The organism is Micromonospora sp. NPDC048887, from assembly GCF_040649715.1.
In the GTDB taxonomy this organism is placed as follows: Bacteria; Actinomycetota; Actinomycetes; order Mycobacteriales; family Micromonosporaceae; genus Micromonospora.
The window spans coordinates 34530-60938 of sequence record NZ_JBEZGA010000012.1 but is presented as its reverse complement, the minus strand read 5'-3'; the positions used below and the strand labels follow the sequence as shown (position 1 = coordinate 60938).

The following is a 26409-nucleotide window of genomic DNA, read 5'->3' as shown; positions in this document are numbered from 1 at the left end:
AGCCGCCTCTACGCGCATCTAGCCTGGTCGCTAGAGAACCCGATACTGTGCGATTCGTGGATCCGGTCCGCAACCCGTACGCGCCGGGCGCCGGCCAGCGCCCGCCCGAACTCGCCGGGCGGGGGCGGGAACTGGACGTCTTCGACGTGGTGCTGGAACGGATCGCACGCGGCCGGCCGGAACGCAGCCTGATGCTCACCGGCCTGCGTGGAGTGGGCAAGACGGTCCTGCTCAACACGCTGCGCTCGGAGGCGATAAACCACCTCTGGGGCACCGGCAAGATCGAGGCGCGGCCCGACCAGTCGTTGCGCCGGCCGATCGCCGCCGCGCTGCACATGGCGGTCCGTGAGCTGGCGCCCCGGCACCGCGCCCCGGACCGGATCGACGCGTTCCTCGGCGTCCTCAAGGCGTTCGCGCAACGCTCCGCGCCGACCGGCCGGGGCGGCGCGGCGCCCAAGCTGCGCGACCGCTGGCAGCCCGGCATCGACGTACCGGCGAGCAGCGGACGCGCCGACTCCGGCGACATCGAGATCGACCTGGTCGAGCTGCTGAGCGACGCGGCGGCGGTCGCCACCGACGTCGGCACCGGTATCGCCGTCTTCATCGACGAGATGCAGGACGTCGGCGCCGAGGACGTCTCCGCGCTCTGCGCCGCCTGCCACGAGCTGTCCCAGCTCGGCGCACCGCTGATCGTCGTGGGCGCGGGCCTGCCGCACCTGCCGGCCGTGCTCAGCGCCGCCAAGTCCTACTCCGAGCGGCTCTACCGCTACCAGCGCATCGACCGGCTCGACCGGATCGCCGCCGACCAGGCGCTCTGCGCGCCGGCCGAGCGGGAGGAGGTCGAGTACGAGCAGAAGGCCCTCGACCTGCTCTACGAGAAGTCCGGCGGCTATCCCTACTTCGTCCAGGCGTACGGCAAGGCCACCTGGGACCACGCGCCCCGCTCACCGATCACCGCGGCGGACGTCCGGGTGGCCGCGCCGGAGGCGGAGGCCGAGCTGGCGGTGGGCTTCTTCGGCTCCCGGTTCGAGCGGGCCACACCCGCCGAACGCGAGTACATGCGCGCGATGGCCACGCTGGCGCTGGTGGACGGCGAGGAGGGTGGCCGGGACGACATGGACGCGGCGGTGCCCACCGCCGAGATCGCCCGCGCGCTCGGCCGCAAGCCGGCCAGTCTCTCCCCGGCGCGGGACGCGCTGATCAAGAAGGGGCTGATCTACTCCGGTGAGCGGGGAACTGTGGCGTTCACGGTGCCGCACTTCGGCCGCTACCTGCGCACCCAGCCCGCCTGAGGGGCCGGATCGCGTCGGCTCAGACCGTGTCGGCCCGGATCGCGTCGGCTCAGACCCGCGACCAGGGCGCCGGGAAGACCACCTCGCCGGCCGGCGGCGGTGGCTCGTCGCTCGCCGACGGCGGCAGCACCAGCGCCTGCCACGGCTCCCCCAGCCCGGACCAGGGACTGGTCAGGCCGAGCCGGACCGCCGGGCCGAACCCGAACCGCCGGTAGTAGGCCGGATCGCCGAGCACCACCACCAGCCGTTCCCCCAGCTCGGTCGCGGCATCCAGTGCCGCCTGGACGGCTGCCGTGCCGTGCCCCAGCCGCTGCCGGTGCCGGGCCACCGCCACCGGACCCAGTGCCAGCGCCGGCCAGGTGCCGCGCCCGGTGCGTACATCGACGCGCGTGAGCAGCGCGTATGCCACCACCTCGCCGCCGTACTCGGCGACCATGGCCAGCTCCGGGATCCACGCCGGGCTGTGTCGCAGCTCCTCGACCAGACCCACCTCCGGTGGGGCGGCCACGTCGGGCCGGGCGAAGGCGGCGGCCAGCACCCGGGCCACCGGCGCCTCGTCGGCCGGGCCCTCCGGGCGCAGTCGCAGCGTCGTCACCCGCGCGACCTTACCGAACGCGACGGGTCCATCCGCGACTGTCGCTGAAATCGATACCGTTCGGACGTCCACGCCGGCCGATACCTTTCGTGTGTTGCGGGGATGACGACGCCCTCGACGGGGTAAGACTGAGCCATGAAGCCCGTGCGTTCCCTCGCCCGAGTCATGTTGAGCGGCATCTTCGTGGTCAGCGGCGCCCGTAACCTGCGCAACCCGGAACGCGTGGCGCAGGCCGCGGAACCGGTCACCGGGAAGGTCGCCCCGCTGATCCGGAACGTCCACCCCCGCATCCCCACCGACACGGTCTCGCTCATCCGCGCCAACGCCGCCGCCCAGCTCGCCGGCGGCCTGATGCTCGCCACCGGCCGGTTCACCCGGCCGGCCGCGCTGGTGCTCGCGGGCACGCTGATCCCGACCACCGCCGCCGGTCACCCCTTCTGGACCAACGACGACCCGGCCACGCGAACCAGCAACCAGGTCCACTTCCTGAAGAACCTCGGCCTGCTCGGTGGCCTCCTCCTCGCCGCCGCCGACACCGAGGGCAAGCCGGGGCTGCGCTGGCGCGCGGGCCACCGGATCGACCACTCGCGCCGGTCGGTGAAGCGTGCGGTCCGCACCGCGCGACGCGAGGCGAAGATCGCCGTACGCTCCGCGGCGACCGCCCGCCGCATGCCCGGCTGACCAGGCGTTTCGTACGGCCCATCACCCCCCGCAAGGCCATCAATCACCTGAACCGTCCGACACCCGTTAACGCGGTGGAAATGTCGCAAACACGTGTGGGATCGGACACGGTCGCGTAACGCGGGAGGCAGCAACGTGAGGCGCCGTTCTAGGCTCCGTTCTGGACCTGAACGGGTACGACGACCTTGGTACGGGGGTGGCCACGCCATGCCGACGACAGTCGGTAGACGGACCAACCGCCTCGCCCCGGCCTCCCGCGTCGACCGCCGGATCGCGATGCGTCTCGGCGTGGTCGCCGCCGTGTCGTACGCGGCGTGGCTCGCCATCGGCGCCTTCGGACGGCCCTACAACTTCTTCGACATGAAGATCTACCACGGCGCGGTGCTGTGGTGGGCCGGCGGCAACGAGCTGTACGACTTCGTCGCGCCCTCGACCACGCTGGGCTTCACCTACCCGCCGTTCGCCGCGCTGGTCATGCTGCCGATGTCCTGGCTCCCGGTCGACGGCGCCGGTTTCGTGAACGCGCTGGCCAGCATCGGCGCGCTCGCTGTCGTCCTAGCGGCGCTGCTCCGTCCCATCGTGGACCGGCTCGGCTGGCCGCTCTGGTTCAGCGTCGGCATCGCCACCCCGCTCGCCGTCGCCATCGAGCCGTCCCGGGAGACGCTCGGCTACGGGCAGGTAAACCTGCTGCTGTTCGCGCTGATCATGGCGGACATGGTGGGCCTGCGCTGGCGGGCCAAGCGGGGCACCCACCACGAGACGGCCGACTCGCCGCTGGCCCGGTTCGTCTACAGCGGCGCCTGGGCCGGTGTGGGCATCGGGCTCGCCACCGCCGTCAAGCTCACCCCGGCGCTGTTCGTGGCGTACCTGATGCTCACCCGGCAGTGGCGGGCCGCGCTCACCGCTGTGGCCACCACGATCGGCGTGACGATCGCGACGTTCGGCGTGCTCGGTGAGGAGTCCCGCGCGTACTTCACCGGCGTGCTCTGGCAGACCGAGCGGGTCGGCGCGGCGGACATGACCGCCAACCAGTCCCTCGCCGGCCTGCTGGCGCGGCTCTACGACTCGATCGAGACGCCCGGGCTGCTCTGGTTGGCGTTCTCGGTGCTGGTCCTGGCGCTGGGCCTGTCCCGGGCGATGAGCGCCCGCGCCGACGGCGACGAGCTGACCGCGTTCACGCTCGTCGGGCTCACCGCCAACGTGATCAGCCCGATCTCCTGGTCGCACCACCTGATCTGGGTCATCCCGGCGATCATCGTGCTGGCCGACGCCGCGGTACGCCGCCGCGAAGCCAGTCGCGGCCTGCCGCCGCGCGGCACCGGCAGCCCCTCGGCCACCGGCGTGCCGGCACTACGCCCGCCGATCTGGTATCCCACGCTGACCGGGCTCCGCCACGGTGCCGGCGCGCTGGTGCTCTACCTGCTGTTCCTGATCTCACCGATCTGGCCGTACGAGCACCAGCTCCCCGAGGTGTCCCACTACCAGGACGGCCTGTTCGGCGCGCTCATGGAGAACTCCCTGGCCATCGCCCTGATCGTGCTCGTCGCGGCGCTGCCGTGGCGCCCTGGCGCCGAGCCGGCGTTCTACCACGACCGGTTGGGCCGCACCGCCGCGCTCGCCGCCCGGCGCTGAGCCTTCAGGGGCAGTTCACCCACTCTTCGGTGCCGTCGTCGAAGACCTGGCGCTTCCAGATCGGCAGCCGCGCCTTCACCTCGTCGACCAGCCGGGCGCAGGCGGCGAACGCGGCCGCCCGGTGCGCCGTGCTGACCGCCGCTACCAGCGCCACGTCCCCGATCTCCAGCGGGCCGATCCGGTGCGACACCGCCACCGCGTAGACCAGCGGGTCGGCCGCGATCTCGGCCGCCACCTCGCGCAGCACCGCCTCGGCGGAGGGGTGGCCCTCGTATTCCAGCCGGGTGACCGCCCGCCCGTGGTCGTGGTCGCGGACGACGCCCTGGAAGGACACCACCGCCCCGGCCCGGCGGTCGGTGACCGCCGCCTCGTGCGCGGCCAGGTCGAGCGGCCGGTCGGAGACCGTCCCGATCGTCACGCCTGCTTTCACGGTCACGGCGTCTCCCGTCGGCTCGTTCGTCGCGCTCACCCGAATCGCTCCCCCGGGGTCAGCGGCAGCGGCACGAACGGCACCCGGTCGCCGGCCGCGCCGCTGGTGCCGGGCCGGATCACCGCGAAGCCGTCCGCGCCGGCCAGCCCGCGCAGCATCGCCGAGCCCACGTGCCGCACCGGGTACGCCGTCCCGGCGACCCGGTCCCAGCGGGCCAGCGCCAGATGGGTGTAGCGACCGCGCCCGGCAACCGGCTCGGCGAGCGTCACGTGTGGCAGCACCGGCATCGGCCGGCCGGTGAGACCGGCGAGCAGCGGCGCGACGAGCGACACGAGCGCCACCACGGCTGACTGCGGGTTGCCGGGCAGGCCGGCCACGAACCGGACCCGCCCGTCGCCGTCCACCAGCCGGGCGAGCAGCATCGGGAAGCCCGGGCGCACCGCCACCGTGTTCACCACGTAGTCGGCGCCGAGCGCCTCCAGCGTCGGGTGCAGGTGGTCGACCGGGCCGTGCATGGTGCCGCCGGTGGTGCAGACCAGGTCGGCGTTGGCGAGCGCGCCCCGCACCGCGGCGACGTGCGCGGGCAGCGTGTCGGCGACCGGGCCGACCACGTCGGCCGCGCGCACCTGGCAGCCGTAGCGGCGCAGCCAGCCCGGCACCGACGGGCCGAGCGCGTCCCGGACCCGCCCGGCGCCGGGCGGACCCGAGGTGAGCAGTTCGTCGCCGAAGACCAGCAGCGCGGCCCGGGGTGGGCGGCGGACCCGCAGCGTGTCGTGCCCGCAGGAGGCGGCCAGGCCGATCACCGCCGGGTCCACCGGCGTGCCGGCGGGCAACAGCTCCTCCCCGAGGTACGCCTCCTCGCCCGGCTCCCGCCACTCCGGCGCCGGGCGGGGTGTGCCGGACACCAGGCCGTCCGCCGTACGTGTCGACTCCTCGATCCGCAGGATCGCCGTCGCGCCCTCGGGCACCATCGCACCGGTGGCGATCTCCACGGTGCTACCGTCCGCCTCCAGCGGCGGCGCGGTGTGCCCGGCGAGCACCCGCCCGACCACCCGCCACGGCCCGGGACCCCGCACCGCCCAACCGTCCACGCTGGAGGTCGGGAACGCCGGCAGGTCGGTGCGCGTGCCCAACGGCTCGGCCAGCGTGTGCCCGTCGGCCTCGGCCAGCGGGCGGGCGACAGCGGGCAGCGCGGCGGACAGGCCCACCGCGTACACCCGGGAGCGGGCCTCCTCCCACCCGGCCGGGGGTGGCGTGCCCGCCTCGGCTGCGGCGGCTTCGGTTTCCGTGCTCATCCGGCGAGCCTAGCGCCGGGGCACGTGCCTCGCGGGTTCAGTGGTCACCGCCGCGAAGCTGGTCCACGGCATGGCGCAGGATCGGCCCGAGCACGGCCAGGCCGTCGCGGGCGCCGCCGCGCGAACCGGGCAGGTTGACCACGAGCGTCCGGCCGGCGACCCCGGCCAGCCCTCGGGACAGCGCGGCGGTCGGCACGCTGTCGCGGCTGTGCGCGCGAATCGCCTCGGCGATGCCGGGGATCTCGTAGTCGAGCAGCTCGCGGGTCACCTCGGGCGTGCGGTCGGTCGGGGTGATGCCGGTGCCGCCGCTGGTCAGCACCACGTCGACGCCGTCGGCGCGGGCCGCCCGCAGGGCGTCGCCGACCGGTTCGCCGTCCGGCACCACCACCGGAGCGTCGACCTCGCACCCCAGCTCGCGCAGGCCGGTCACGAGCAGCGGGCCGCTGGTGTCCTCGTAGACCCCGGCGGCGGCCCGGTTGGACGCCACGATCACCCGGGCCCGGATCACGGCCGGTCCTCCGGCCGGACCCACTCGCCGGTCTTGCCGCCCTCCTTGCGGAGCACCCGGACGGCGTCCACCGAGGCGGCCGGGTCGACCGCCTTGACCATGTCGACCAGGGCGAGACCGGCGACCGCCACCGCGGTCAGCGCCTCCATCTCGACGCCAGTGCGGTCGGCGGTCCTCGCGGTCGCGGTGATCTCCACCGTGTCGGCGGTGAGGTCGAGGTCGACGGTGACGCCGTGCAGCGCGATCGGGTGGCAGAGCGGGATCAGGTCGGGTGTGCGCTTGGCCCCCATGATGCCGGCGAGGCGGCCGACGGCGAGCGCGTCGCCCTTGGGCAGGCCGTCGCGGCGCAGCAGCTCCACCACCTCGGCCGTGGTGCGGAGGCGGCCGGCGGCGACGGCGAGCCGGCCGGAGACCGGCTTTGCGGAGACGTCGACCATCCGGGCCGCGCCGGCCGGATCGACGTGGGTGAGCTGCGCGGGTTCGGTCACGGCCCGACCCTATCCGCCGGGTACGACACGACGCGGCACCCGACCGGTGGCGGGGAAGGGCGCCGCAGCGGCTGCTGGTGCACGACGCCCCTCCCTCGCCTGCCCACCGCCGATTCGTCTGGGAATCGGCGGTGAGGGTCCCGTCCGGCCGGGTCCGCTCCCCCGGGATGAACCCTCCCCGTGGCCGTTGCGGGGGACGCTAGCGAACGCCGCGATAAGAAATCGATAAGCCGCGGTCAGGCCGAGACGGAGAGCTGTCGGCGCAGGTCGTGGCGCTCGGGAGCGCCCGTCCGTTCGAAGATCGCCATCGCTCGCTGCCGGTAGCGGTCCGCCTCGGCGGGGTCGGTGACGGACAGATGGTCGGCCAGCGCGTTCAGGGCCCGGGCCTGCTCGTACGGATGCGCGATGCGGTTGGCGAGGGCGAGGGCCTCCAGGTGCATGGACCTGGCCTGGTCGGCGTGCCCGGCGGCGCTCAGCGTCAGGCCGAGGTCGTTCAACGCGGCCGCCCGCAGATGTCTGTCACTGGAGTCCCGCGCCAGGTCGAGCGAGAGTTCGTGCTGGACGCGGGCTTCGTCGAGCCGGCCCAGACGGCGGTACGCGATGCCGAGGTCGTTGCGGGCCTCCGCCTCACCGAACCGGTGCCCGGTCTCCTCGCGCAGCCGCAGCGACGCCTTGATCAGGCGCACCGCCTTGCGGTGGTTCCCGAGTCGGTTCTCCACCGAGGCGATGTGCCCGAGCGCGTTCGACATGTGGAACAGGCTGCCCTGGCACCGGGCCAGGAACAGGTGCTGCCGGTGAGCCCGGAGCGCTTCGGGATAGCGCCCGACCGCGGTCAGCGCGTACCCCAGGTTGGGCAGGGCCGAGATCGGGTCGACGGCGCCTCGCGTGTCCTCCCGCAGCAACTGCCGCCCGAGGCTCACCGCCCGCTCGGAGTTGCCGGTGAGCCAGTTGACGACCACGAGGTTCGCCCGGTAGCGGTACTCGCCGCGCCGGTCGTGCAGGTCGCGGGAGATGGACACCGCCACCTCGAGGTGGCGCAGCGAGTCCAGGTAGCTGCCGGTCCGGGTGTACGCGGACGCGAGGTAGTTGTGCATCACCGCCTCTGCCGCGCGGTCGCCGGTGCGCTCGGCGGCGGTCAGGCCGGCCTGGTGGGTGGCGACGATGTCCTCGAAGTACCCCCGCATGTAGCAGAACCGCCACATGGCCCGGGCCAGGCGCCACGCGTATCCGGGGTGCTCCTCGTCGAGGGCGAATCTGATCAGGGCGATGAGGTTGGGCCGCTCCCGTTCCAGCCATTCGACGTCGGCCCGGTCGGTCTCGTCGACCAGGTCGGGACGCAGCGGCGCCCCGAGGCGCAGGTGGGTGGCCAGCACCTGCTGGTCCAGTGAGCCGGCCCGGACGGCCACCTGGTGCAGGACGTGGTCCAGCAGGCGCCCGGCCGCCTCGCGGCGTCGCTCGGCGTCCGTCGACTCGCGCAGGAGTTCGGCCGAGTACTGACGCATCAGGTCGTGCATCCCGTAGTGCCCGGGAGTGACCTCCTCGATCAGGTGCCGGTCGAGGAGGTCGTCGAGCATCCGTTCGGTGCCCTCGAGCGGGGAACCGGCGAGCGCGGCGGCCGTACGCGCGTCGAAGGAGTCGCCGGGATGCATGCTGACCAGCCGGAACAGCCACTTCACGGGTTCGCTCAGGTGCTCGTACGAGGCGGAGAAGGCGCCACCGACGGTCTGCTGCTCCACCGCCAGCTGCCGCAGCACCGTACCGCCGGCCTCGAGCCGCCGGGCCAGGTCGGCGACTCGCCAGGCCGGCCGGTGGGCGAGCCACCCGCCGGCCAGCCGGACGGCCAGCGGCAGATGCCCGCAGCGGCGGACCACCTCGGTCGCGGCCTCCGGTTCCCCGCTGATCCGCTCCGCACCGGCGGTCCGCGCCAGAAGCTCCACCGCCTCGTCGGAGGTCATCACGGGCAGCGAGACGGGCGGCCCGATGTCGCTGACCGACAGCCTCCGGCGGCTGGTGACCAGGACGGCCGGTCCCGGGCCGGCGGGCAGGAGCGGGCGCACCTGGCGGCTGTCGGCCGCGTTGTCCAGCACCACGACCACGCGACGTCCCCGCAACTCGCGCTGCCACAGTTCGGCGCGTTCCTCGTGATCTCCGGGGATCCGCGCGGCCGGCACCTCCAGCTGGCGCAGTAGCACCGTGAGCGCGTCACCCGGTTCGACCGGCGCCCCTTCGGTGTGGCCCCGCAGGTCGATGAAGAGTCGCCCGTCCGGGTAACGGTCGCCGAGCAGGTGCGCCAGGTGCAGCGCGAAGAGGGTCTTGCCGCTGCCCGCCATACCGTCGACCACCCGTACGGCCGGTCTCCCGCCGGCCGCCGAGCCCATCTCCGCCAGCGTCCGCTCGACGAGTTCCCGCCGTCCGACGAAGGGGGCGCCGCCGCGCGGCAGGTGGCGGGGGCGCACCCGCCGCGTGTCCGGGGCGTCCACGCCCGCCCGGCCCGACCCGGCCGGGGAGACCGCGCGTGCCGCGGCCGTGCCCAGCAGGGACCGTCGCAGGCTGAGCAGTTCGGGTCCCGGCTCGACGCCGAGTTGCCGGGTGAGGATCGACTCGGCCCGGTGGATGGCGGCGAGGGCGCCGCCGGCGTCCCCGTCCGCCTTCAGCGCGCCGGCCAGCAACGCGTGCGCCTGCTCCCGGTAGGGATGGCTGGTCACGTGGTCGGTGAGGAGGGCGATGGCCGCTCTGGTGCGGCCGAGTGCGACGTCGAGCCGCGCGCGGAGTTCGATCGCCGCCAGCCGCTGCTCCTCCAGCGCCGCCCGGCGTGCCGACAGGACCGGCCCCACCCGCAGGCCTGCCACCAGAGGGCCGCGCCACAGGCATTCGCCCTGGCGGAGCAGTTCGTCGGCCCGCTCGTGCCGCCCGTCCGACCAGGCCGAGGCCGCGTCGCCGGTCAGGTGCTCGAACCGACGTACGTCCACCCGCTCGTCGGCCACGTCCAGGCGGTAGCCGCCGGCGAGCCGCACCAGGATCGGCCCGTGGTGCCGGTCGAACGTCCGCCGGAGGTTGCCCACGTAGGTCCGCACGTTCGCCAGGGCGGAACGGGGTGGGTCGTCGGGCCACAGTTCATCGACGAGGGTGTCGACGGTGACCAGGTGACCGGCGTGCAGCACCAGCACCGCCAGCGCCGTCTGCTGCTTGGGCGTGCCGAGCGGCAGGGGATCGGAGCCCTGCCACACCTCCGGCACACCCAGCAGCCGGATATCCACCAACTGTTCCCCCCGCGCGACGAACGCGGCGAATCCCTTTACCCGCACCCGTGTGGACCATGCGAAATGCAGACTTACGGAAGATAGCACCCAATACTCTGCCGACGTTCCGGTGCCGGAGAGCGACGAGGCTTTTTCTGTGAGTTGTCGTGGCGGATGTTACGCAAGGGGAAACCGAACGGCTACAGACACCCGGTGAGGAAGAGCTTGATAATCCCACTTGAAAGCACGCACTGAATATGCGTTCAGTCTCCACTCAAAGACCGAGCGTAACAAGAACCAGGTGCATTGGCGCAATATGCGCATATGGACATCTAATGGATGTATCCGGGCCTAAAAGCCATAACATGTTCGACGTCGGATGGGCCGGCTGGCGCCGGTTCCGGGGGTCGAACGAAGGGGCGAGGCCATGCGCGGCAACGACTGGCTGTGAAGCGAACTTCCGAGGGCGCCTGAGCGGGCCGTACAGTACGGACACACGCTCAGCTACGAACGAGCGCGGTGGAGGCAGACCACGTGACTCGCGCCCACGCACGCGACAATGGGACCGATCGGCGGCTCTTGCTGCTTGTCGGTCTCGTCGTGTTTCTGGCCGGGCTGGCCACGCTGGTGAGCATCCACCTGATCGGCGCCGGCGACCTGGCCACCCGGAAGGACGTCACCCGCGCGGCGACGATCACCTTTCTGGTCGCCGCGGCCGCGACGGTGAATGTGCGAATCCGCATTCGTGCCACCACCCACGGCGTTTCCTGGACGGACGCGGCCACCGTGATCGGGCTCGCCGTCGCACCCGTGCCATGGGTCGTCATCGCCACCGGCGTCGGTGTCGCCATCACCCGCCTCATCGGCCGCCTCCCCCCGATCAAGCTGGTCTTCGGCATCGCCAAGGAGATGACGCTGGCGGCGGCCGGAGGCCTGGTCCTCGTCGCCGCCGGCTGGTCCTGGCCCTGGTCCGGCCCGATCAGCCGCTCGCTGCCCGCCCTGGTGCTGGCCTACGTGACAGTCGTCGCCCTCGACGAGCTGCTCACCTTCCCGGTCCTCGCCTTCGCGACCGGAACACCGATCCGCAAGCGCTTCCGGGAGCAGTGGGACCTCCGGCTGGCGAGCGTGCTCGCCCGCTTCTCGGTGATCCTGTGCACGCTGCTCATCCTCCGGATCGACCCGACCTTCCTGATCGTCGTACCGCCTCTCGTGCTGAGCCTGCATCTCGCCTACTCCAGCCGGCTTCGCAATCGCGCCGAACGGGAAGCCTGGCAACGGCTGGCCCGGACGACTGACGCATTGAATGTAGTCGATCTCAATCGGGTGCTCACGACAGCCGTCACACAGGCGACCGAGCTGTTCTCCGCCGACGAGGTGGAAATCGAACTACGTGAGGAAGCGCTGGTGGTACGCGGCGTCGGCGGAGCGATCACCTACCGTGGCCCGGCCGGCGAACCCAGCACAATCGAAGGTTCGGTACTGACCAACCGCCTCGAAGGCCACGACCGGACCGTCGATGTCGGCGTGCTGCGGCTACGGTTCGCCGGGCCGGTCGAACTCTCCGAACGAGAGCAGTACACGCTGCGCACCTTCGCCTCCGCCCTCTGCACCGCCGTCCGCAACGCCCAGGCGTACGCCGAACTCGCCCGCATCGCCGAGGACCACGCCTACGCCGCCACCCACGACGCCCTCACCGGCCTGTCCAACCGCCGCCACCTGCTCGACGAGGGCGGCGCCCAGCTCACCACCCGGCACGCCGACGGCGTCACCGCCCTGGTGCTGATCGACCTCAACCACTTCAAGGAAGTGAACGACACCCTCGGCCACGGCGCCGGCGACCGGGTGCTCATCCAGGTCGCCGAACGGCTGCGCGGCGCGGCCCGCCCCGACGACCTCGTCGCCCGGCTCGGCGGCGACGAGTTCGCCGTACTGCTGCGCGGCCTGCCCGCCCCGGCCGTCGCCGCGCACCGCGCCGAAGCCCTGCTCGCGGCGCTGCACGACCCGCTCGACCTCGACGGCATGCGGATCAGCGTCGAGGCCAGCGGCGGCATCGCCGTCGCCCCCGCCACCGGCGGCATGGCGGAACTGCTACGCCGCGCCGACGTGGCCATGTACCAGGCCAAACGCGCCGGCCAACGGGTCGCCACCTACGCCCCCGCCCGCGACACCGCCGACCTGAGCCGGCTCACCCTCGGCGGCGAACTGCCCCGCGCCGTCGCCGACCACGAATTCACTGTCAACTTCCAGCCCATCGTCGACCTCGGCAGCGGCCAGGTGATCGGCGCCGAAGCCCTGGCCCGCTGGCACCACCCCACCCACGGACTCATCGACCCGCTGCGGTTCCTCGAAGCGGTGGAACGCTCCGGGCTGCTCCCCGCGTTCGCCGAGGCCATCCTCGACCAGGCGCTCATCGCCGCCGGCTCCTGGCGCGACGCCGGCTTCGACCTGCCCGTCTCGGTGAACGTGTCCCCGCGCAGCCTCCTCGACGCCCGCTTCCCCGGCGCGGTGCTGGCCCGGCTACGCGCCCACGACCTCCCGCCGGACCGGCTCGTGCTGGAACTCACCGAGACACTCACACTCAGCCAACTCGACGTCGTCGACCGCGTCCTCAGCCGGCTACGTGACTCCGGCGTCCGGCTGGCACTCGACGACTTCGGCACCGGATACTCGTCGCTCTCCCTGCTCTCCCGCATCCCCGTACACGAATTGAAGATCGACCGCAGCTTTGTCGGCGCGATGGAGACCGCCCCCGAAGCCGCCGCCGTCATCCGCTCCACCCTCGACCTCGGCCGCAGCCTCGACCTCACAGTCGTCGCCGAGGGCGTGGAGAGCGAACCGCAACGCCGCGCGCTCTGGGAACTCGGCTGCGCCGCCGGGCAGGGCCACCTGTTCGCCCGGCCACTGCCCGCCGCCGCGCTGCTCGCCACCCTCCAACGCGGCCACGGCGGCCGGACCGGCGCGCTCGCACCGGCACTGCACGACGCCGGCGCCGTGATCCGCCTCCCCGGCCGCCGCACCGGCCGCACCCGCCCGTCACCCCCCGCCGCCACCGGCGACGCCCGGCAACCCTGACCCGGCCGGGACACACCACAGGTCTGCCAGACTGGCCCGCGTGACCGCCCTCGCCGACCCACCGACCGCCCTCTCCCGCCGCTGGTCGGCGCTCGACACCGCAGCCGGCGGCCTCGCCCTCGACCTGGGCCTCTACGCCGCCGCCACCGCCTTCGCCGCGATCACCGCCGCCACCTCCACGCTCCCGCCGCACCGCGCCTGGGGAGCCGTCGCCACCATCGGGTACGCGCTCGCCGCGCTCGCCGCCACCACCCAACTGCTCGCCCGCCGCCGCGACCCCGGCACCACCCTGGCCCGCCTGCCCGCACGGTGGGCCATCACCGCCCTCACCTGGGCCACCACCGCGCTGCTGCCCGTCGTCACGCAGAGCGTCGAACGCGCCGCCGGACGCACCGACCGCGCCCAGGAGGAGGTGATCGTCGTCGAACACGCCGGCACCCGCCTCGCCGAGCACGGCACCCCCTACCTCGGACCCGACGCCATCGCCGCCCTGCCCCCCGGCGAGCAACTCCTCGGCTACACCCCCTACCAGCCCGGCATGGCACTGTTCGGACTGCCCAGAGCCGCCGTGGACGCCTGGTGGACCGACTCCCGCGTCTGGTTCGCAGTGGTCACCGCACTCACCCTCGTCGCCCTCGTCGCCACGCTGCGCGCACACGGCGGCCCCGCCGCACCCCGCCGCGACGCCGCCGTCCTGCGCGCCGTCCAGGCCGCCACCGTCCTGCCCGTCTGCGCGCTCACCCTCGCCACCGGCGGCGACGACCTCCCCGTACTCGCGCTCTGCCTGCTCGCCCTCGCGCTCGCCGCCACCGGACGACCCGGCCGCGCCGGCCTCGCCGTCGGCGTCGCCGGCGCGCTGAAACTCCTCGCCTGGCCGGTCGCCGTCGTCCTGATCTGCTGGGCCGCCACCCGCCGGGCCGCGCCCCGCACCGCCCTCGGCGCCCTCGGCCTCCCCGTCCTCGCCCTGCTCCCGGTACTGCTCGTCGACCGCGACGCCCTCGTCGAGAACGTGCTTCGCTTCCCCCTCGGCCACGGCCTCGTCACCAGCCCCGCCCAGTCGCCGTTCCCCGGGCACCTCATCGCCGAGACCCTCCCCGCCGGACGCGCCGTCGCCGCCGCGCTGCTCGTCGCCGCCGGAGGAGCCATCGCCGTCCGGCTGCTGCGCCGCCCGCCCCGCACCGCCGCCGCCACGGCGCTCATCTGCGGGTACGGGCTGCTCGCCGCGATCCTGCTGATGCCCTCCACCCGCTTCGGCTACCTGCTCTACCCGGCCGCCCTGCTCGTCCTCGCCCCCGCACTGGCGCTCACCCGACCGGGCGACCCGGCGGCATTCCCGGCAACCGCCCCGCGCGAGGGGGCCCGAAGGCGTACACCTGAGGAATGACCACCTACCGCGACCGGGCCGAGGCGGGACGGGAACTCGCCGAGCGACTCACCGACCTCGCCGGCCGACCCGACGTCATCGTGCTCGGCCTGGTACGCGGCGGCATACCCGTCGCCCGGGTGGTCGCCGACCGGCTCGGCGCACCACTCGACGTGCTCGTCGTCCGCAAGCTCGGCGTGCCCTGGGCGCCCGAGGTCGCGTACGGCGCACTCGGCCCCGGCGGCGTGCAGGTCCTCAACGAGATGGTCGCCGGCCGGATCAGCGAGAACGACAGGGCCCAGGTCCGCCGCCGCGAACAGGCCGAACTGGAACGCCGCGAACAGCGCTACCGAGGCGGCCGGCCACCACTGGACCTCACCGGACGCACCGCCGTCATCGTCGACGACGGGCTCGCCACCGGCGCCACCGCCCGCGCCGCCGTCCAGGTCGCCCGCCACCTCGGCGCCGCCCGCGTCCTCGTCGCCGTCCCGGTCGGCTCCGAGCAGGCGTACGACATGCTCGCCGCCGACGCCGACACGGTCGTGAGCTGCCAACTCCCGCACGACTTCGCCGCCGTCGGCGCGTACTACGAGGACTTCCACGAGGTCTCCGACGACGAGGTCACGCAGGCGCTGACCGCCCCCGCGTGAGAACACCCGGTACCTTCGTTGTCATGCAGATGACCTGTCCCAAGTGCCGGGGAGAAATGCGCCAGTACGAGCGCAGCGGAGTAGTCATCGACCAGTGCGGCGAATGCCGCGGCATCTTCCTCGACCGCGGCGAGCTGGAGAAGCTGTTCGACGCCGAGGCCAACTGGAACCGGCAGCACGGCGGCGCTCCGCAGCAGACCGCGCCGACCGGTGCCGGCTACCCACCGCCCCCGCCCCCGCCCGCCGCCGCGCCGCACCAGCCCGGCTACGGCGCCGTCCCCCCGCCCCCTCCTCCGCCGCCGCCCGGCCACGGCTACGCGCAGCCCGCGTACGGCCACGGTCAGCAGCAGCACTACGGCTACCACGGCCACTACCGGCGCAAGAAGAAGCACGGCTTCCTCGGCGAACTGTTCGACTGACCGCCGACCACACGCACGCCGGGCCGGTGCACCACACCGACCCGGCGCGCTCGTCGGCGTGCCGCACCCGCCACAGCGTGGCAGGCTGCACGGAATGAGCCCGATCCGGCAGCACGAGGCGCTGGCCCAGGCGTACGACGGCATCACCGCCGTGGTCACCCCGCTCGACGACGCCGGCCTGCAACTGCCCACCCGGTGCCGCGGCTGGCTCGTCGCCGACCTGCTCTTCCACGTGCTCTGCGACGCCCAGCGAGCACTCGTCGCCCTGGCCAGCCCCGCACCCGGACCGGCCGACGTGGACGACGTCAGCTACTGGCGCGCGTTCACACCCGCCGACGACGACACGAACGCCCGGCACGCCTGGTGGGCACGCCGCTCCGCCGTCGCCTTCGACCGGCCTACCGGCGTGGTCCGCCTCTGGACCGACACCGCGCCCGCCGCCGTCCGCGCGGCGACCGCAGCCGACCCCGACGGGTACGTGACCACGCAGGGCCACGTGCTGCGCGTACCCCATCTGCTCGCCACCCTGACCACCGAGGCGGTCATCCATCACCTGGACCTGGTGGTGGACCTGCCGGACGCGCCGCGACCGGCGGCGGACCCGACGCGGGTCGCGGCGACCACCATGGACGGCCTGCTCAGTGACGACGCGGTGCGTCCGGCCGGCTGGGACGACCACGAATACCTGCTGAAGGCGGCGGGACGGGTGCCGCTCACCGACCGGGACCGGCTGGAGCTGGGCGAGGCCGCCGGCTGGTTCCCGCTGCTCGGCTGACGCCGCTCAGACGATCGCCATGTCCACGAAGCGCGACAGGTGCAGCTGCGCCGCGACCGTCACGGTGTCGGTGGGCCCGTTTCTGTGCTTGGCGATGATGAAGTCCGCCTCGCCCGCTCGCGGCGACTCCTTGTCATAGTAGTCATCTCGGTGCAAAAGAATGACAACGTCCGCATCTTGCTCAATAGACCCGGATTCCCGCAAGTCGGACAATTGCGGCCGCTTGTCAGTGCGCTGCTCGGGACCACGGTTCAGCTGACTCACGGCGATCACCGGGCACTCGACCTCCTTGGCCAGCAGCTTCAGGCCACGGGACAGGTCCGCGACCTCCTGCTGCCGGCTCTCGGTGCGCTTCGGCGAGGTCATCAGCTGGAGATAGTCGACGACGATCAGCTTCAGGTCGTGCTTCTGCTTGAGCCGCCGCGCCTTCGCCCGGATCTCCATGAGGTTCATGCTCGGCGTGTCGTCGACGAAGAGCGGCGCCTCGCTGATCTCGCCCATGCAGCGGGCCAGCTTGGTCCAGTCGTCGTCGGAGAGCTGCCCGCTGCGCAGCACGTGCAGCGGTACGCGCGCCTCGGCCGAGAGGAGTCGCATGACGATCTCGACCTTGCTCATCTCCAGCGAAAAGATCGCCGACGCCTGGTTGGCGCGGATAGCCGCGTTTCGGGCGAAGTCCATACTCGCCGTGCTGTTGTGCGTCGGGATCATCGAGCGGCCCGCCAGATACAGATGGTCGGGATTGTCGACAGTCACGCAGCGCACCGGAACGCTCGGCACCGGACGGACGTCCACGATGAAACGCGAGTGGGAGCGGACGTCCGAGAGCGTCCGGCGCCGGGCCGCATGGGCGGTCCGCTTCCGGTCCAGCCGGAAGACCGGGTCCGGCGTGGAGAAGTTCAGCGTGTACGCGATCGACGATTCCTCGGTACGGCCGCGCACCTTGCGCTCGGTCATGGTGCACCGATAGCCAAGGCTGACGACGAGTTCCCGTACGCCGTCGATCAAACGCCGCGAGGTGGACGTGTACCGCAGGTTCCCGGTCGGCGCCACGGTGCCGTCGGTGTCCATGAGACCGGCGAGCAACGCCCGGCGCTGGGTTTCGGAGGCGCGTAGATAGGCGTCCGGAATGTGCTTGTCGTAGGCCACCCCGACTTCGCGGAGCAGGAAGCCGTCCTGGGCCACGAGGTCGAGCATCTCCGCGTCCGCGGTGGTGAAGCGGCTGGCCCCGGTGTGCCCGTCGCCGAGCCACACCCCGAGGGTGTACGGCGGGACGGCCAGGTCGCGTTCCGGAAGTCGGAGCGGTGCGCAGTTCCGCACGGCGTGGTTGAGACGGCGGTCGGCCGTCTCGGTACGTAGCGTGGCCGCGATCTGCGCCGTCGTGACGATCCCGTCATGCTCGGCGCGGCTGCCGGCGTTCACCGGTCGTTCCGCGCGTGCACCGAGGCCGGAGATCAACGCGCCCACCGGGTAGCCCGGAGCCGTCCAGTTGCGTGTCTTGCCGGCCCGGGTCACCGGGCGGGCGACCTTGCCGTTGGAACCCACCGTCTGCGCCACCGTGTGAAGCACGTTGCGGAATTCCGGGCCGACCTGTTCCAGGGTTTCGGCGAGAGTGACCAGGCGGTGCGGTTCGGCGGATGCGGTCGCCTCGGCCGCCCGTACCTTCGCCAACGCCGGCTCGGCCCAGTGGTGCCGTCGGCGTGCCTCCGGCTGGCTTCGGCTGGCGCGGGTGTTGGTCTTCCACAGGTGCTCGGCGTCCGCCACGATGACGCTTCCGTCGGAGAACTCGACCTCGTAGCAGGGGCGGTCGTACATCACGTCGAAGACGTTGGTGATCGTCGTCGGGGTGCCGTCCGCGGCGAGGAGCTGCTCGCCGACGCGCACCTCACCCATTGTGGTCCAGCCCTGCGGGGTGGGCAGCGGGGTGTCGAGTGCGAGCGCCTTACCGAGACCAGGCCGGCCGGCCACGATGATGAGCTGGCCGGCGTGCAGGCCGTTGAGCAGGCGGTCGAGGTCGGTGAACCCGGTCGGCACGCCCGTCATCACCCCGCCCTGGGCGCCGACCGCCTCGATCTCGTCGAGCGTCGGCTGGAGCATGTCGGCCAGGACGGCGAAGTCCTCGCTGACGCGCTTCTCGGTGATCTCGTAGACGGCCTGCTGAGCGAGGTCGACGATGTCGTCGACGTCGCGGCTGCCGCTCGGGCCGGTGCCGTAGCCGAGCTGCACGATCCGGGTGCCGGCCTCGACCAGCCGGCGGAGCACTGCCCGTTCGCCGACGATGCGGGCGTAGTAGGCGGCGTTCGCGGCGGTGGGCACGCTCGCGATGAGCGTGTGCAGGTAGGGGGCACCGCCGATCCGGGCGAGGTCGCCGGAGTCGGCGAGCGCGGCCGCCACGGTGATCGGGTCGGCCGGTTCGCCGCGTCCGTAGATGTCGAGGATCGCGTCGAAGATGGTGGCGTGGACCGGGCGGTAGAAGTCGTTTGTCTTCAGGATCTCCACGACGTCGGCGATGGCGTCCTTGGAGAGCAGCATGCCGCCGAGTACGCACTGCTCGGCGGCGACGTCCTGCGGTGGTGTCTTCTCGAACGGCGCATCGCGCGGCGGCGGCTCGGGCGATTGCCCCCCGGTCCGTTCCGCACGCGTCTCGTCGGTGACCGACACGGGTTCCCCCCTCGCTGCGTCGGATCGAGTCCAGCTCTATCGCCCGGGTGTGACAACTCTGCGCCGACCCTCCGGTCGATCGGGGGTCATCGCCCGGCGGTCGGGGGACAACGATACGGAACCCGAGGTCAGCCGCTCAACAAGGCCGGTGGATGAGCCTCGGGACAACCTGTGGACGCCGGTGCACACCCCTGTGCGCAGGGTGTGCACAGGGGTGTGGATAAGTGATGAGGAATTCCGGGCTTATCGCCCCTGACCTGGGCTTTTCATATCCCCACCCTGTGGACGAAAGATTTCCGGCTGAGCTTTGTCGTCGTTCGTCCCGTACTATCGCTGCGAACGGCGACACCTGGGACAGCGGGTTTACTTTCGGGTTGAGAGAGGTCACGCTCCGGCCGTGAGACACCGGGACTGGGGAAGCGGGGAGGACAGCCCGCGCGAGCGACGGCCGAGCGGTTCCTGGGACGAGCCCGCCGGCCGGCGCCGGGTCGACTCGTACGCGCCGGAGGGCCGCCGCACGGCGAGCCGGCGGCGGGCGATCGAGCGTGGCCAGGACGAGCCGGTGGAGACGTACCTTCCTCGCTGGGCGCTGGAATCCGGGGTGAGTCGCGCGGACGGCGGCGGGCGGCATGCCGCGCCGGACGACGACGAGGTGGAGCCGCCCACCTCGGGAAGTGCCCGGCGGGATCTGCGCGCGATCGGTGCGGGTCCGCTGTCGGATCACACCGCCGAGTGGACGATGGACGCCCCGCAGGAGCGGGGGTACGTGGGTAACCGGCGGGCGGACCAGGACGACGAGCCGGTGTCGGGGGCGGTGCCCCGGAGTCGTCCGCGTCGCGCGGCGACGCGCCGGCCGCAGGTGACCTGGTCGGGGCTGCCGGAGCCGACGGGTTCGGGCGAACGGCCGGCCGGGCCGGAGGGTGGGCTGCCGACGGGTCGGCGGCGCCGGCCGGCGTCGGGTTCCTCCTGGCCGCCGCCGGCGGGGTCGGACTCCGCCTGGTCGCGGTCGGCGGCTTCGGACGGCGCGTGGTCCCCGTCGGCGTCGGATGCCGAGTGGCCGGCGGCGGCGCCGGATGCGGGCTGGTCGCCGTCGAGGGCCGCGGAGCGGGAGGCCACCTGGGGACGGGCGACGGAGACCGCGAAGGCGGCGGAGCCGGAGTCGGCCTGGGGACGGACGGCGGCGTCCGCGAAGGCGGCGGAGCCGGAGTCGGCCCGGTCGCGGCCGACGGCGGATCCGTGGCAGCGTCGCCGGGCGGCCGGGCGTGAGCCGGTGGACCCGCCCGCTGTGGATCCGTGGGACGCGTCCGGGCTGCATGCCTGGGACCGGCCGGTGCCCGCGAGCGGCCGGGGCCGGGTGGAGAGCCGGTGGGACCGTACCGAGCACACCGGTGAGTGGGACCGGTTCACCGACACGGGTTTCATGGAGCCGGTGCGGGACACCGACGACCGGTACGCGGATGCCGATCCGTGGGACCGTTCGGTGCCGCCGGTGCGGGAGGGCTGGGCGTCGCCGGAGCGGGCCGAGGCGTTCTGGTCGGGTACCCGCCTCTCGGGTGACGATCCGCGCTGGATGGAGACGCCGTCGACGGCCCCGCGTTCACCTGCGGTGGCGTACTCGGCGCCGCGTCCGCGTACCGCGCCCGCGCCTCGTCGTCGCCCGGTGGAGCCGGCGCCGTCGACGTTGCGGCGGCGGGTGGAGACGATCGGCGGCGGTTCGTGGGGCCGGCGGCTGGAAGACGACCTGCTGGATCCGGATCCGGGTGGCCCGTTGCGTCCGCTCGTCTACACGGCGGCGTGTTATCTGGTGCCGGCGGTGCTGCTGGTGGTCGGTCTGCTGCTCCTGAGTGGTCAGCCTCCGGCGGGGTGCGTCACGGACATCACCGGTGGCGGCTGTGATTCCCCGCGCGCGCACGCGCTGGAGTCGTTGCTGTCGGCGGCACCGCGGTTCGGGTTGGCGATGGTGAGCAGTCTGGTGGTGGCGGTGTTGTTGCGGCAGGTCGGGACGACGTGGCGGTCGGCCACGGTGGCGCTGGCGGCCGCGGTGGTGGGTGGTGGGCTGTCCACGGTGGTGATCAGCGCGGTGACGGGCAAGCCGCTCGGTTGAGCGGCTTGCGTCGAGCGACTCCGGCCGAGCGCCGGGGATGCTGAAAGGCCCGCACCGGCAAGCGGTGCGGGCCTTTCACGTCGTGCTTCGGGTGTCAGCCCTTGACCACGTTCAGGTCGAACTTGGCGGTCACCTCGGGGTGCAGCCGGATGCTGACCGGGTAGGAGCCGAGCGCCTTGATGTGGCCGGGCATCTCCAGCCGGCGGCGGTCCAGGGTCGGGCCGCCGGCGGCCTTGACGGCGTCGACGATCTCGGCCGGGGTGACCGAGCCGAAGAGCCGGCCGCCGTCGCCGGCGCGGGCCTTCAGGTTGACCTTCAGGCCCTCGACCTGGGTCTTCACCTCGGTGGCGTGGCCGAGGTCGCGGATCTCGCGGGCCGACCGGGCCCGCTTGATGACCGTGACCTGCTTCTCCGCGCCCTTGGTCCAGGCGATCGCGAAGCCCTGCGGCAGCAGGTAGTTACGGCCGAAGCCGTCCTTCACCTCGACGATGTCGCCCGGAGAGCCGAGGCCGGACACCTCCTGAGTCAGGATGATCTTCATGTCCGTGCCTCCTCTCAGCGGGCCGTGGCCGTGTAGGGCAGGAGCGCCATCTCACGGGCGTTCTTGACCGCACGGGCGATCTGCCGCTGCTGCTGCGAGGTCACGCCGGTCACCCGCCGAGCGCGGATCTTGCCGCGGTCGGAGATGAACTTGCGCAGCAGCGCGGTGTCCTTGTAATCGATATAGGTGATCCCGTCCTTGTCGAGCGGGTTCACCTTCTTCTTCGGCTTGCGCAGTGCCGCAGCCTTCGCCATTGCTCTTGCTCCTGGTTTGCGATCGCGGGCGCTCGGCGCCATCAGAACGGGGGCTCCTCGTCGAAGTTTCCGCCGCCCGAACCACCGCGGGAGGGGGCAGGGGCAGCAGAGGCCCAGGGGTCGTCGAAGTTGCCTCCGCCGCCACCCTGGCCGCCACCACCACCGAAGCCGCCGCCACCGCCACCGGAGCGGGACATCTTCTGCACCTTCGCCGTGGCGTAGCGCAGCGACGGGCCGATCTCGTCGACCTCCAGCTCGATGACGGTGCGCTTCTCACCCTCACGGGTCTCGTACGACCGCTGACGCAGCCGGCCGGACACGATCACGCGAGCGCCGCGCTGCAGCGACTCGGCGACGTTCTCGGCGGCCTGGCGCCAGACCGTGCACGAGAGGAACAGCGGCTCGCCGTCCTTCCACTCGCCGGAGGCCTTGTCCATGAAGCGGGGCGTCGAAGCGACCCGGAACTTGGCGACCGCCGCGCCGGAGGGGGTGAATCGCAACTCGGGGTCATCGGTCAGGTTGCCGATGACCGTGATGGTGGTGTCTCCTGCCATGACCATCTCCTCGCGCACTCATCGTTGTGCCGTACAGGCTCTCAGAGCCGTACGACAGCGTGGATGAGGCTTGATCCGGACGTGCCGGGTCTAGATGCTCAGCGCATCTCCGGACGGATGACCTTGGTGCGCAGCACCGACTCGTTGAGTCGGAGCTGACGGTCCAGCTCGCCAACGGCCTCCGGCGTCGCCTGGAGGTCGATGACGGCGTAGATGCCCTCGGCCTTCTTGTTGATCTCGTACGCGAGGCGCCGGCGGCCCCACACGTCGGTCTTCTCCACCGAGCCACCCGCGGTCCGGATCACGTTCAGGTACGTGTCGAGCGACGGGGCGACGGTGCGCTCCTCGAGGCTGGGGTCGAGGATCACCATTACTTCGTAATGACGCAAGACGTGCTCACCTCCTGTGGGCTAAGCGGCCACGGTCCTTCCGTGGCAGGAGGTCGTGCGTCGCTGCCGCGGCCGGTGCCGGGGGAACCCGGCCGGACACGGACAACCGCACCAGGATAGCCGGTCCGGACGATCATGGCCGGGCCGGTGGCCCCGGTGCGCCGGATGCGTGACAGGGGTCCACCTCCGGATGAGAGGTGGACCCCTGTCCACGAGACCGCGGGGCGTCCCGTCCGCATTCCTTGGGTGGGACCTGGGGAGGAACGACCACACCGATGAGGTTGGATCGAAGACGCCCCGCGGAGCTTTATCGTGTTGTCACCTGGTCTGACCATACAATGGCTCTCGTCACCACTTGGGGTAAATGGAAGAATTGGTCCGACTGCTGGTCTCCCGTACCGGAATGACGAGCGGATCCCGCCCCGTCGCGCCGGGCCGCACGGCGGGGCGTCCCGTTGCCGGGGGTCCACCCTCGCCCGTCCGTGCTGTGGACCACGTTCGGGCGGAGCGTCGACCATCGATCCCATCTCGGACAACGACCGCCGGGCCCGGTGGTGACGCGTCCGACCCGCCGGGCACCCCGCGCGAGCGCGCCGACCGTCGCAGGCGCGACGTAGGCTGCCCAGCATGCGAATCGGAGCCCACGTCGATCCGACCGACCCGCTGGCCGAGGCGACCGCACGGCAGGCCGAGGCGGTCCAGTTCTTCCTGGCCGACCCGCAGGGCTGGAAGGCCCCGAAGCCACGCGAGGACGCCGAGCGCCTGCGCTCCGCCGACATCGACCTCTACGTGCACGCGCCGTACGTGATCAACGTGGCCACGCTCAACAACCGCATCCGCATCCCCAGCCGCAAGCTGCTGCTCGCCCACGCCGCCGCGGCGGCCGACGTCGGGGCCAGCGGGCTGATCGTGCACGGCGGCCACGTCAACGCCGGCCACGACGTCGCCGTCGGCTTCGACAACTGGCGCAAGACCTTCGCGTACGCGGCGGACTCCGGCGGCTTCCCGCTGCCGGTGCTGATCGAGAACACCGCCGGCGGTGACAACGCCTGTGCCCGGCACCTCGACTCCCTGGCCCGGCTCTGGGACGCGCTCGGCGACTACGAGGTCGGCTTCTGCCTGGACACCTGCCACGCGTACGCGGGCGGCGAGGAACTGCTGGGCCTGGTCGACCGGGTGAAGGCGATCACCGGCCGGATCGACCTGATCCACGCGAACAACTCCAAGGGCGCGTTCAACTCCGGCCAGGACCGGCACGACAACCTCACCGGCGGCACCATCGACCCGGAACTGCTGGTGGCGGTGATCCGCGCGGCCGGCGCACCGGTGATCGTGGAGACCCCCGGCGGCGTCGAGGGCCAGGCCGCCGACATCGCGTTCCTGCGGGGGCAGTTGGGCGCGACGGCGTGACGACCGAGCAGTCCGGCACGACCGGCCGCCGGTCCCGCGCCGAGAACCGGCCGGACGACGGCACGAACGCGCCGGACCGGCCGGATGACACGGCCGGGGCAGCCCTGCCCGGCGAGGCCGACACGGAAACCGCCGGGGCCGACAAGACCGCCGGGGTCCGGGACGGGGCCGCCGCCGACAGGGACGACGCCCGGCCGGACGACGGCGACGCCGGCACCGCCGATGACGGCGAGAGTGCCGACGCCGGGGACGAGAACACAGCGGGTACGGACGGCGACAAGCCCACCGACCCCTGGTCCGCGTTCGGGCCGGCGCCGGAGCCGGTGCTCGGCCGGCCACGCCGGGCGATCCGCGCGGTCGGCCGCTTCCTGGCGCACGAGTGGACGCTCGCCGCCGTCGCCGCGCTCGCGCTGGCCGCGGCGATGACGTGGCCCACGCTGCGCTATCCGCGGCACACGCTGCCGCAGGACTACTGGGACCCGAGCCTGCAGGCGTGGCAGATGGCGTGGTCCGGGCACATCCTGCGTACCGACCCGGCGATGCTGTGGCACGCCAACGCGTTCTATCCGGAGAACTGGAGCTTCGCGTTCTCCGACACGCTCCTCGGGTACGCCCCGGCCGGCCTGATCGGGGTCGGCCCGGAGCACGCCGTGCTGCGCTACAACATCATGTTCGTGCTGGCCCACGCGCTCGCCGCGTTCGGCGCGTACGCGCTGGCCCGGCAGCTCGGCGCGGGCCGCATCGGCGGTGCGGTGGCCGGGGCGAGCTTCGCCTACGCGCCGTGGCTGCTGGCCCAGGCGGGACACCTGCACATCATCTCCAACGGGGGCATCCCGCTGGCACTGGCCATGCTGGCCCGGGGTCACGGCTGGTCGCTGCGGTACGGCTACCGGCCGCGTCGCCGGCACGCGGGCTGGGCGCTCGCCGGGTGGCTGGTGGCCGCGTGGCAGCTCAGCCTCGGCTTCGGCATCGGGCTGCCGTTCGCGTACATGCTGGCCGGGGCCGTGCTGGTCTCGGTGGTGCTGTGGTTCGTACGGCGGCGCCGGGTGAGGCGTCCGTTCGGCCGGCGGCTGTTCCTGGCGGACGTGTTCGGCGGGCTCGCCTTCGCCGCGGTGGGCGCGGCGCTGGCGGTGCCCTACTTCAAGGTCGCCGAGCTGCACCCGAACGCGGAGCGGACACTCGGCGACATCGGGCTCTACTCACCACCCGCGAGCGGGTTCTTCACCGCGCCGGCCGAGTCGCGCGTCTGGGGCGGGCTGCACGAGGGCGCCCGCGCCGTGCTGCCCTGGCATCCGGAGATGACGCTGCTGCCGGGCTTCGCGCTCTACGCGCTCGCCGCCGGTGGCCTGTTCTTCTCGGTCTGGCGGGTCCGGCACCGGATCTTCCTGCTCGCCGGGGTGCTCGTGACGATGGCGCTGGCCATGGGAACGCGGTTCTTCGGCGGCCGGTTCACCTACGTGCCGTTGTTCGACTACCTGCCGGGCTGGAGCGGGCTGCGGACGCCGGGCCGGATGATGCTCTGGGCCACGCTGCTGCTGGGCCTGCTCGCGGCGGGCGCGGTCACCGCGTTCTGCATGCGGGTACGCGAGCTGGCCGCCGAGCGGGTGCCGCCGTGGCCGGGCCCGTGGCTGCGCCTGGCCACGCTGCTGCCGTTGGCGCTGGTGCTCGTCGAAGGGCTGAACGCCACGCCGCAGCCGGTGGTGCCGCGGCAGCCGGCGGCGCTGCGCACTGTGGACGGCCCGATGCTGGTGCTGCCGAGCAGCCAGAACCTGGACCAGCCGGTGATGCTCTGGTCGACCGACCGGTTCCAGCCGATGGTCAACGGCGGCAGTGGCTTCACGCCGCGCTCCCAGGCGCAGATCCGGGAGGCGACTGTGAGCTTCCCGGACTACGCGAGCGTCGACTACCTGCGGCAGATCGGCGTGAAGAACGTGGTCGTGTTGCGCGACGAACTGGCGGGCACCCCGTGGGAGGGGATGCTCGACCGGCCGGTCGACACGCCGGGAGTGACCCGCGAGCAGCACGGCGAGGCGGTCGTGTTCCGGCTGTAGACCGGAACA

General features: G+C 72.7%; 22 protein-coding genes. 11 read left to right on the top strand and 11 right to left on the bottom strand.

Going from position 1 to position 26409, the window contains the following annotated elements:
• Window positions 1–56 precede the first annotated feature (56 nt).
• The gene (locus tag AB0C17_RS19360) at window positions 57–1292 is read left to right on the top strand and encodes an ATP-binding protein (protein ID WP_120572553.1); all 1236 of its coding nucleotides are present in this window, start codon (window positions 57–59) and stop codon (window positions 1290–1292) included.
• Between the two features lie 49 nt (window positions 1293–1341).
• Here AB0C17_RS19360 and AB0C17_RS19355 read toward each other — a convergent pair whose 3' ends face one another.
• On the bottom strand, window positions 1342–1887 hold the full coding sequence (locus tag AB0C17_RS19355; protein WP_357382077.1) for an N-acetyltransferase: 546 nt from the start codon (window positions 1885–1887) through the stop codon (window positions 1342–1344).
• A 135-nt stretch (window positions 1888–2022) separates the two neighbouring features.
• On the opposite strand from AB0C17_RS19355, the gene AB0C17_RS19350 reads away from it, so the two are divergent.
• Window positions 2023–2568, top strand: a complete 546-nt coding sequence (locus AB0C17_RS19350) for a DoxX family protein (protein WP_357382079.1) — start codon at window positions 2023–2025, stop codon at window positions 2566–2568.
• A gap of 207 nt (window positions 2569–2775) precedes the next feature.
• A complete protein-coding gene (locus AB0C17_RS19345; protein ID WP_357382081.1) occupies window positions 2776–4200 on the top strand; it encodes a glycosyltransferase 87 family protein in 1425 nt (474 codons plus the stop codon).
• A gap of 4 nt (window positions 4201–4204) precedes the next feature.
• Here the strand turns inward: AB0C17_RS19345 and AB0C17_RS19340 are convergent, their stop codons facing one another.
• The 5 genes from AB0C17_RS19340 to AB0C17_RS19320 all read right to left on the bottom strand — a co-directional run bounded on the left by AB0C17_RS19340 (window position 4205) and on the right by AB0C17_RS19320 (window position 10226).
• On the bottom strand, window positions 4205–4630 hold the full coding sequence (locus AB0C17_RS19340) for a molybdenum cofactor biosynthesis protein MoaE (protein WP_357470911.1): 426 nt from the start codon (window positions 4628–4630) through the stop codon (window positions 4205–4207).
• A 35-nt stretch (window positions 4631–4665) separates the two neighbouring features.
• On the bottom strand, window positions 4666–5925 hold the full coding sequence (locus tag AB0C17_RS19335) for a molybdopterin molybdotransferase MoeA (RefSeq protein ID WP_357470700.1): 1260 nt from the start codon (window positions 5923–5925) through the stop codon (window positions 4666–4668).
• A gap of 37 nt (window positions 5926–5962) precedes the next feature.
• Window positions 5963–6433: a MogA/MoaB family molybdenum cofactor biosynthesis protein gene (locus AB0C17_RS19330; protein ID WP_357382085.1), complete on the bottom strand. Its 471-nt coding sequence runs from the start codon at window positions 6431–6433 to the stop codon at window positions 5963–5965.
• The gene (gene moaC, locus AB0C17_RS19325) at window positions 6430–6921 is read right to left on the bottom strand and encodes a cyclic pyranopterin monophosphate synthase MoaC (protein ID WP_357382087.1); all 492 of its coding nucleotides are present in this window, start codon (window positions 6919–6921) and stop codon (window positions 6430–6432) included. Before moaC ends, AB0C17_RS19330 begins: the two co-directional genes overlap by 4 nt.
• 236 nt (window positions 6922–7157) lie before the next feature.
• Window positions 7158–10226 carry a BTAD domain-containing putative transcriptional regulator gene (locus AB0C17_RS19320; RefSeq protein WP_357470697.1) on the bottom strand — a complete coding sequence of 1023 codons (3069 nt, stop codon included), beginning with the start codon at window positions 10224–10226 and terminating at the stop codon, window positions 7158–7160.
• Between the two features lie 468 nt (window positions 10227–10694).
• Between AB0C17_RS19320 and AB0C17_RS19315 the strand changes: the two genes are divergently transcribed.
• The 5 genes from AB0C17_RS19315 to AB0C17_RS19295 all read left to right on the top strand — a co-directional run bounded on the left by AB0C17_RS19315 (window position 10695) and on the right by AB0C17_RS19295 (window position 16439).
• Window positions 10695–13232: a bifunctional diguanylate cyclase/phosphodiesterase gene (locus AB0C17_RS19315; RefSeq protein ID WP_357382091.1), complete on the top strand. Its 2538-nt coding sequence runs from the start codon at window positions 10695–10697 to the stop codon at window positions 13230–13232.
• Between the two features lie 40 nt (window positions 13233–13272).
• Window positions 13273–14616, top strand: a complete 1344-nt coding sequence (locus AB0C17_RS19310) for a glycosyltransferase family 87 protein (protein ID WP_357479660.1) — start codon at window positions 13273–13275, stop codon at window positions 14614–14616.
• Window positions 14613–15245 carry a phosphoribosyltransferase gene (locus AB0C17_RS19305; protein ID WP_357382095.1) on the top strand — a complete coding sequence of 211 codons (633 nt, stop codon included), beginning with the start codon at window positions 14613–14615 and terminating at the stop codon, window positions 15243–15245. The genes AB0C17_RS19310 and AB0C17_RS19305 overlap by 4 nt, the downstream gene beginning before the upstream one ends.
• A 23-nt stretch (window positions 15246–15268) precedes the next feature.
• Entirely contained in the window at window positions 15269–15664 is a 396-nt protein-coding gene (locus AB0C17_RS19300) for a zf-TFIIB domain-containing protein (protein WP_357479657.1), read from the top strand.
• A gap of 94 nt (window positions 15665–15758) precedes the next feature.
• Window positions 15759–16439: a maleylpyruvate isomerase N-terminal domain-containing protein gene (locus AB0C17_RS19295; protein WP_357479654.1), complete on the top strand. Its 681-nt coding sequence runs from the start codon at window positions 15759–15761 to the stop codon at window positions 16437–16439.
• 6 nt (window positions 16440–16445) lie between these two features.
• Here AB0C17_RS19295 and dnaB read toward each other — a convergent pair whose 3' ends face one another.
• Window positions 16446–19097: a replicative DNA helicase gene (dnaB, locus tag AB0C17_RS19290; RefSeq protein ID WP_357479652.1), complete on the bottom strand. Its 2652-nt coding sequence runs from the start codon at window positions 19095–19097 to the stop codon at window positions 16446–16448.
• A 397-nt stretch (window positions 19098–19494) separates the two neighbouring features.
• Between dnaB and AB0C17_RS19285 the strand changes: the two genes are divergently transcribed.
• Complete coding sequence (locus tag AB0C17_RS19285) at window positions 19495–21201, top strand: hypothetical protein (protein ID WP_357479649.1); 1707 nt, start codon at window positions 19495–19497, stop codon at window positions 21199–21201.
• 94 nt (window positions 21202–21295) lie between these two features.
• On the opposite strand, the gene rplI is transcribed toward AB0C17_RS19285, so the two are convergent.
• The 4 genes from rplI to rpsF form a co-directional block, all read right to left on the bottom strand.
• The gene (gene rplI / locus AB0C17_RS19280; protein ID WP_357382105.1) at window positions 21296–21742 is read right to left on the bottom strand and encodes a 50S ribosomal protein L9; all 447 of its coding nucleotides are present in this window, start codon (window positions 21740–21742) and stop codon (window positions 21296–21298) included.
• 14 nt (window positions 21743–21756) lie between these two features.
• Window positions 21757–21996 (bottom strand): 30S ribosomal protein S18, encoded by a 240-nt coding sequence (gene rpsR, locus AB0C17_RS19275; protein WP_007073789.1) that lies wholly within the window; start codon window positions 21994–21996, stop codon window positions 21757–21759.
• Window positions 21997–22037: 41 nt separating this feature from the next.
• Window positions 22038–22568, bottom strand: a complete 531-nt coding sequence (locus AB0C17_RS19270) for a single-stranded DNA-binding protein (protein WP_172967885.1) — start codon at window positions 22566–22568, stop codon at window positions 22038–22040.
• 80 nt (window positions 22569–22648) lie between these two features.
• Window positions 22649–22939, bottom strand: coding sequence for a 30S ribosomal protein S6 (rpsF, locus tag AB0C17_RS19265; protein ID WP_013289357.1), 291 nt, complete (start codon window positions 22937–22939; stop codon window positions 22649–22651).
• A 627-nt stretch (window positions 22940–23566) separates the two neighbouring features.
• Between rpsF and AB0C17_RS19260 the strand changes: the two genes are divergently transcribed.
• Both AB0C17_RS19260 and AB0C17_RS19255 read left to right on the top strand, forming a co-directional pair.
• Window positions 23567–24349 carry a deoxyribonuclease IV gene (locus tag AB0C17_RS19260; RefSeq protein WP_357479646.1) on the top strand — a complete coding sequence of 261 codons (783 nt, stop codon included), beginning with the start codon at window positions 23567–23569 and terminating at the stop codon, window positions 24347–24349.
• Window positions 24346–26400 (top strand): hypothetical protein, encoded by a 2055-nt coding sequence (locus AB0C17_RS19255; RefSeq protein ID WP_357382110.1) that lies wholly within the window; start codon window positions 24346–24348, stop codon window positions 26398–26400. The genes AB0C17_RS19260 and AB0C17_RS19255 overlap by 4 nt, the downstream gene beginning before the upstream one ends.
• The last annotated feature ends 9 nt before the right edge of the window (window positions 26401–26409 follow it).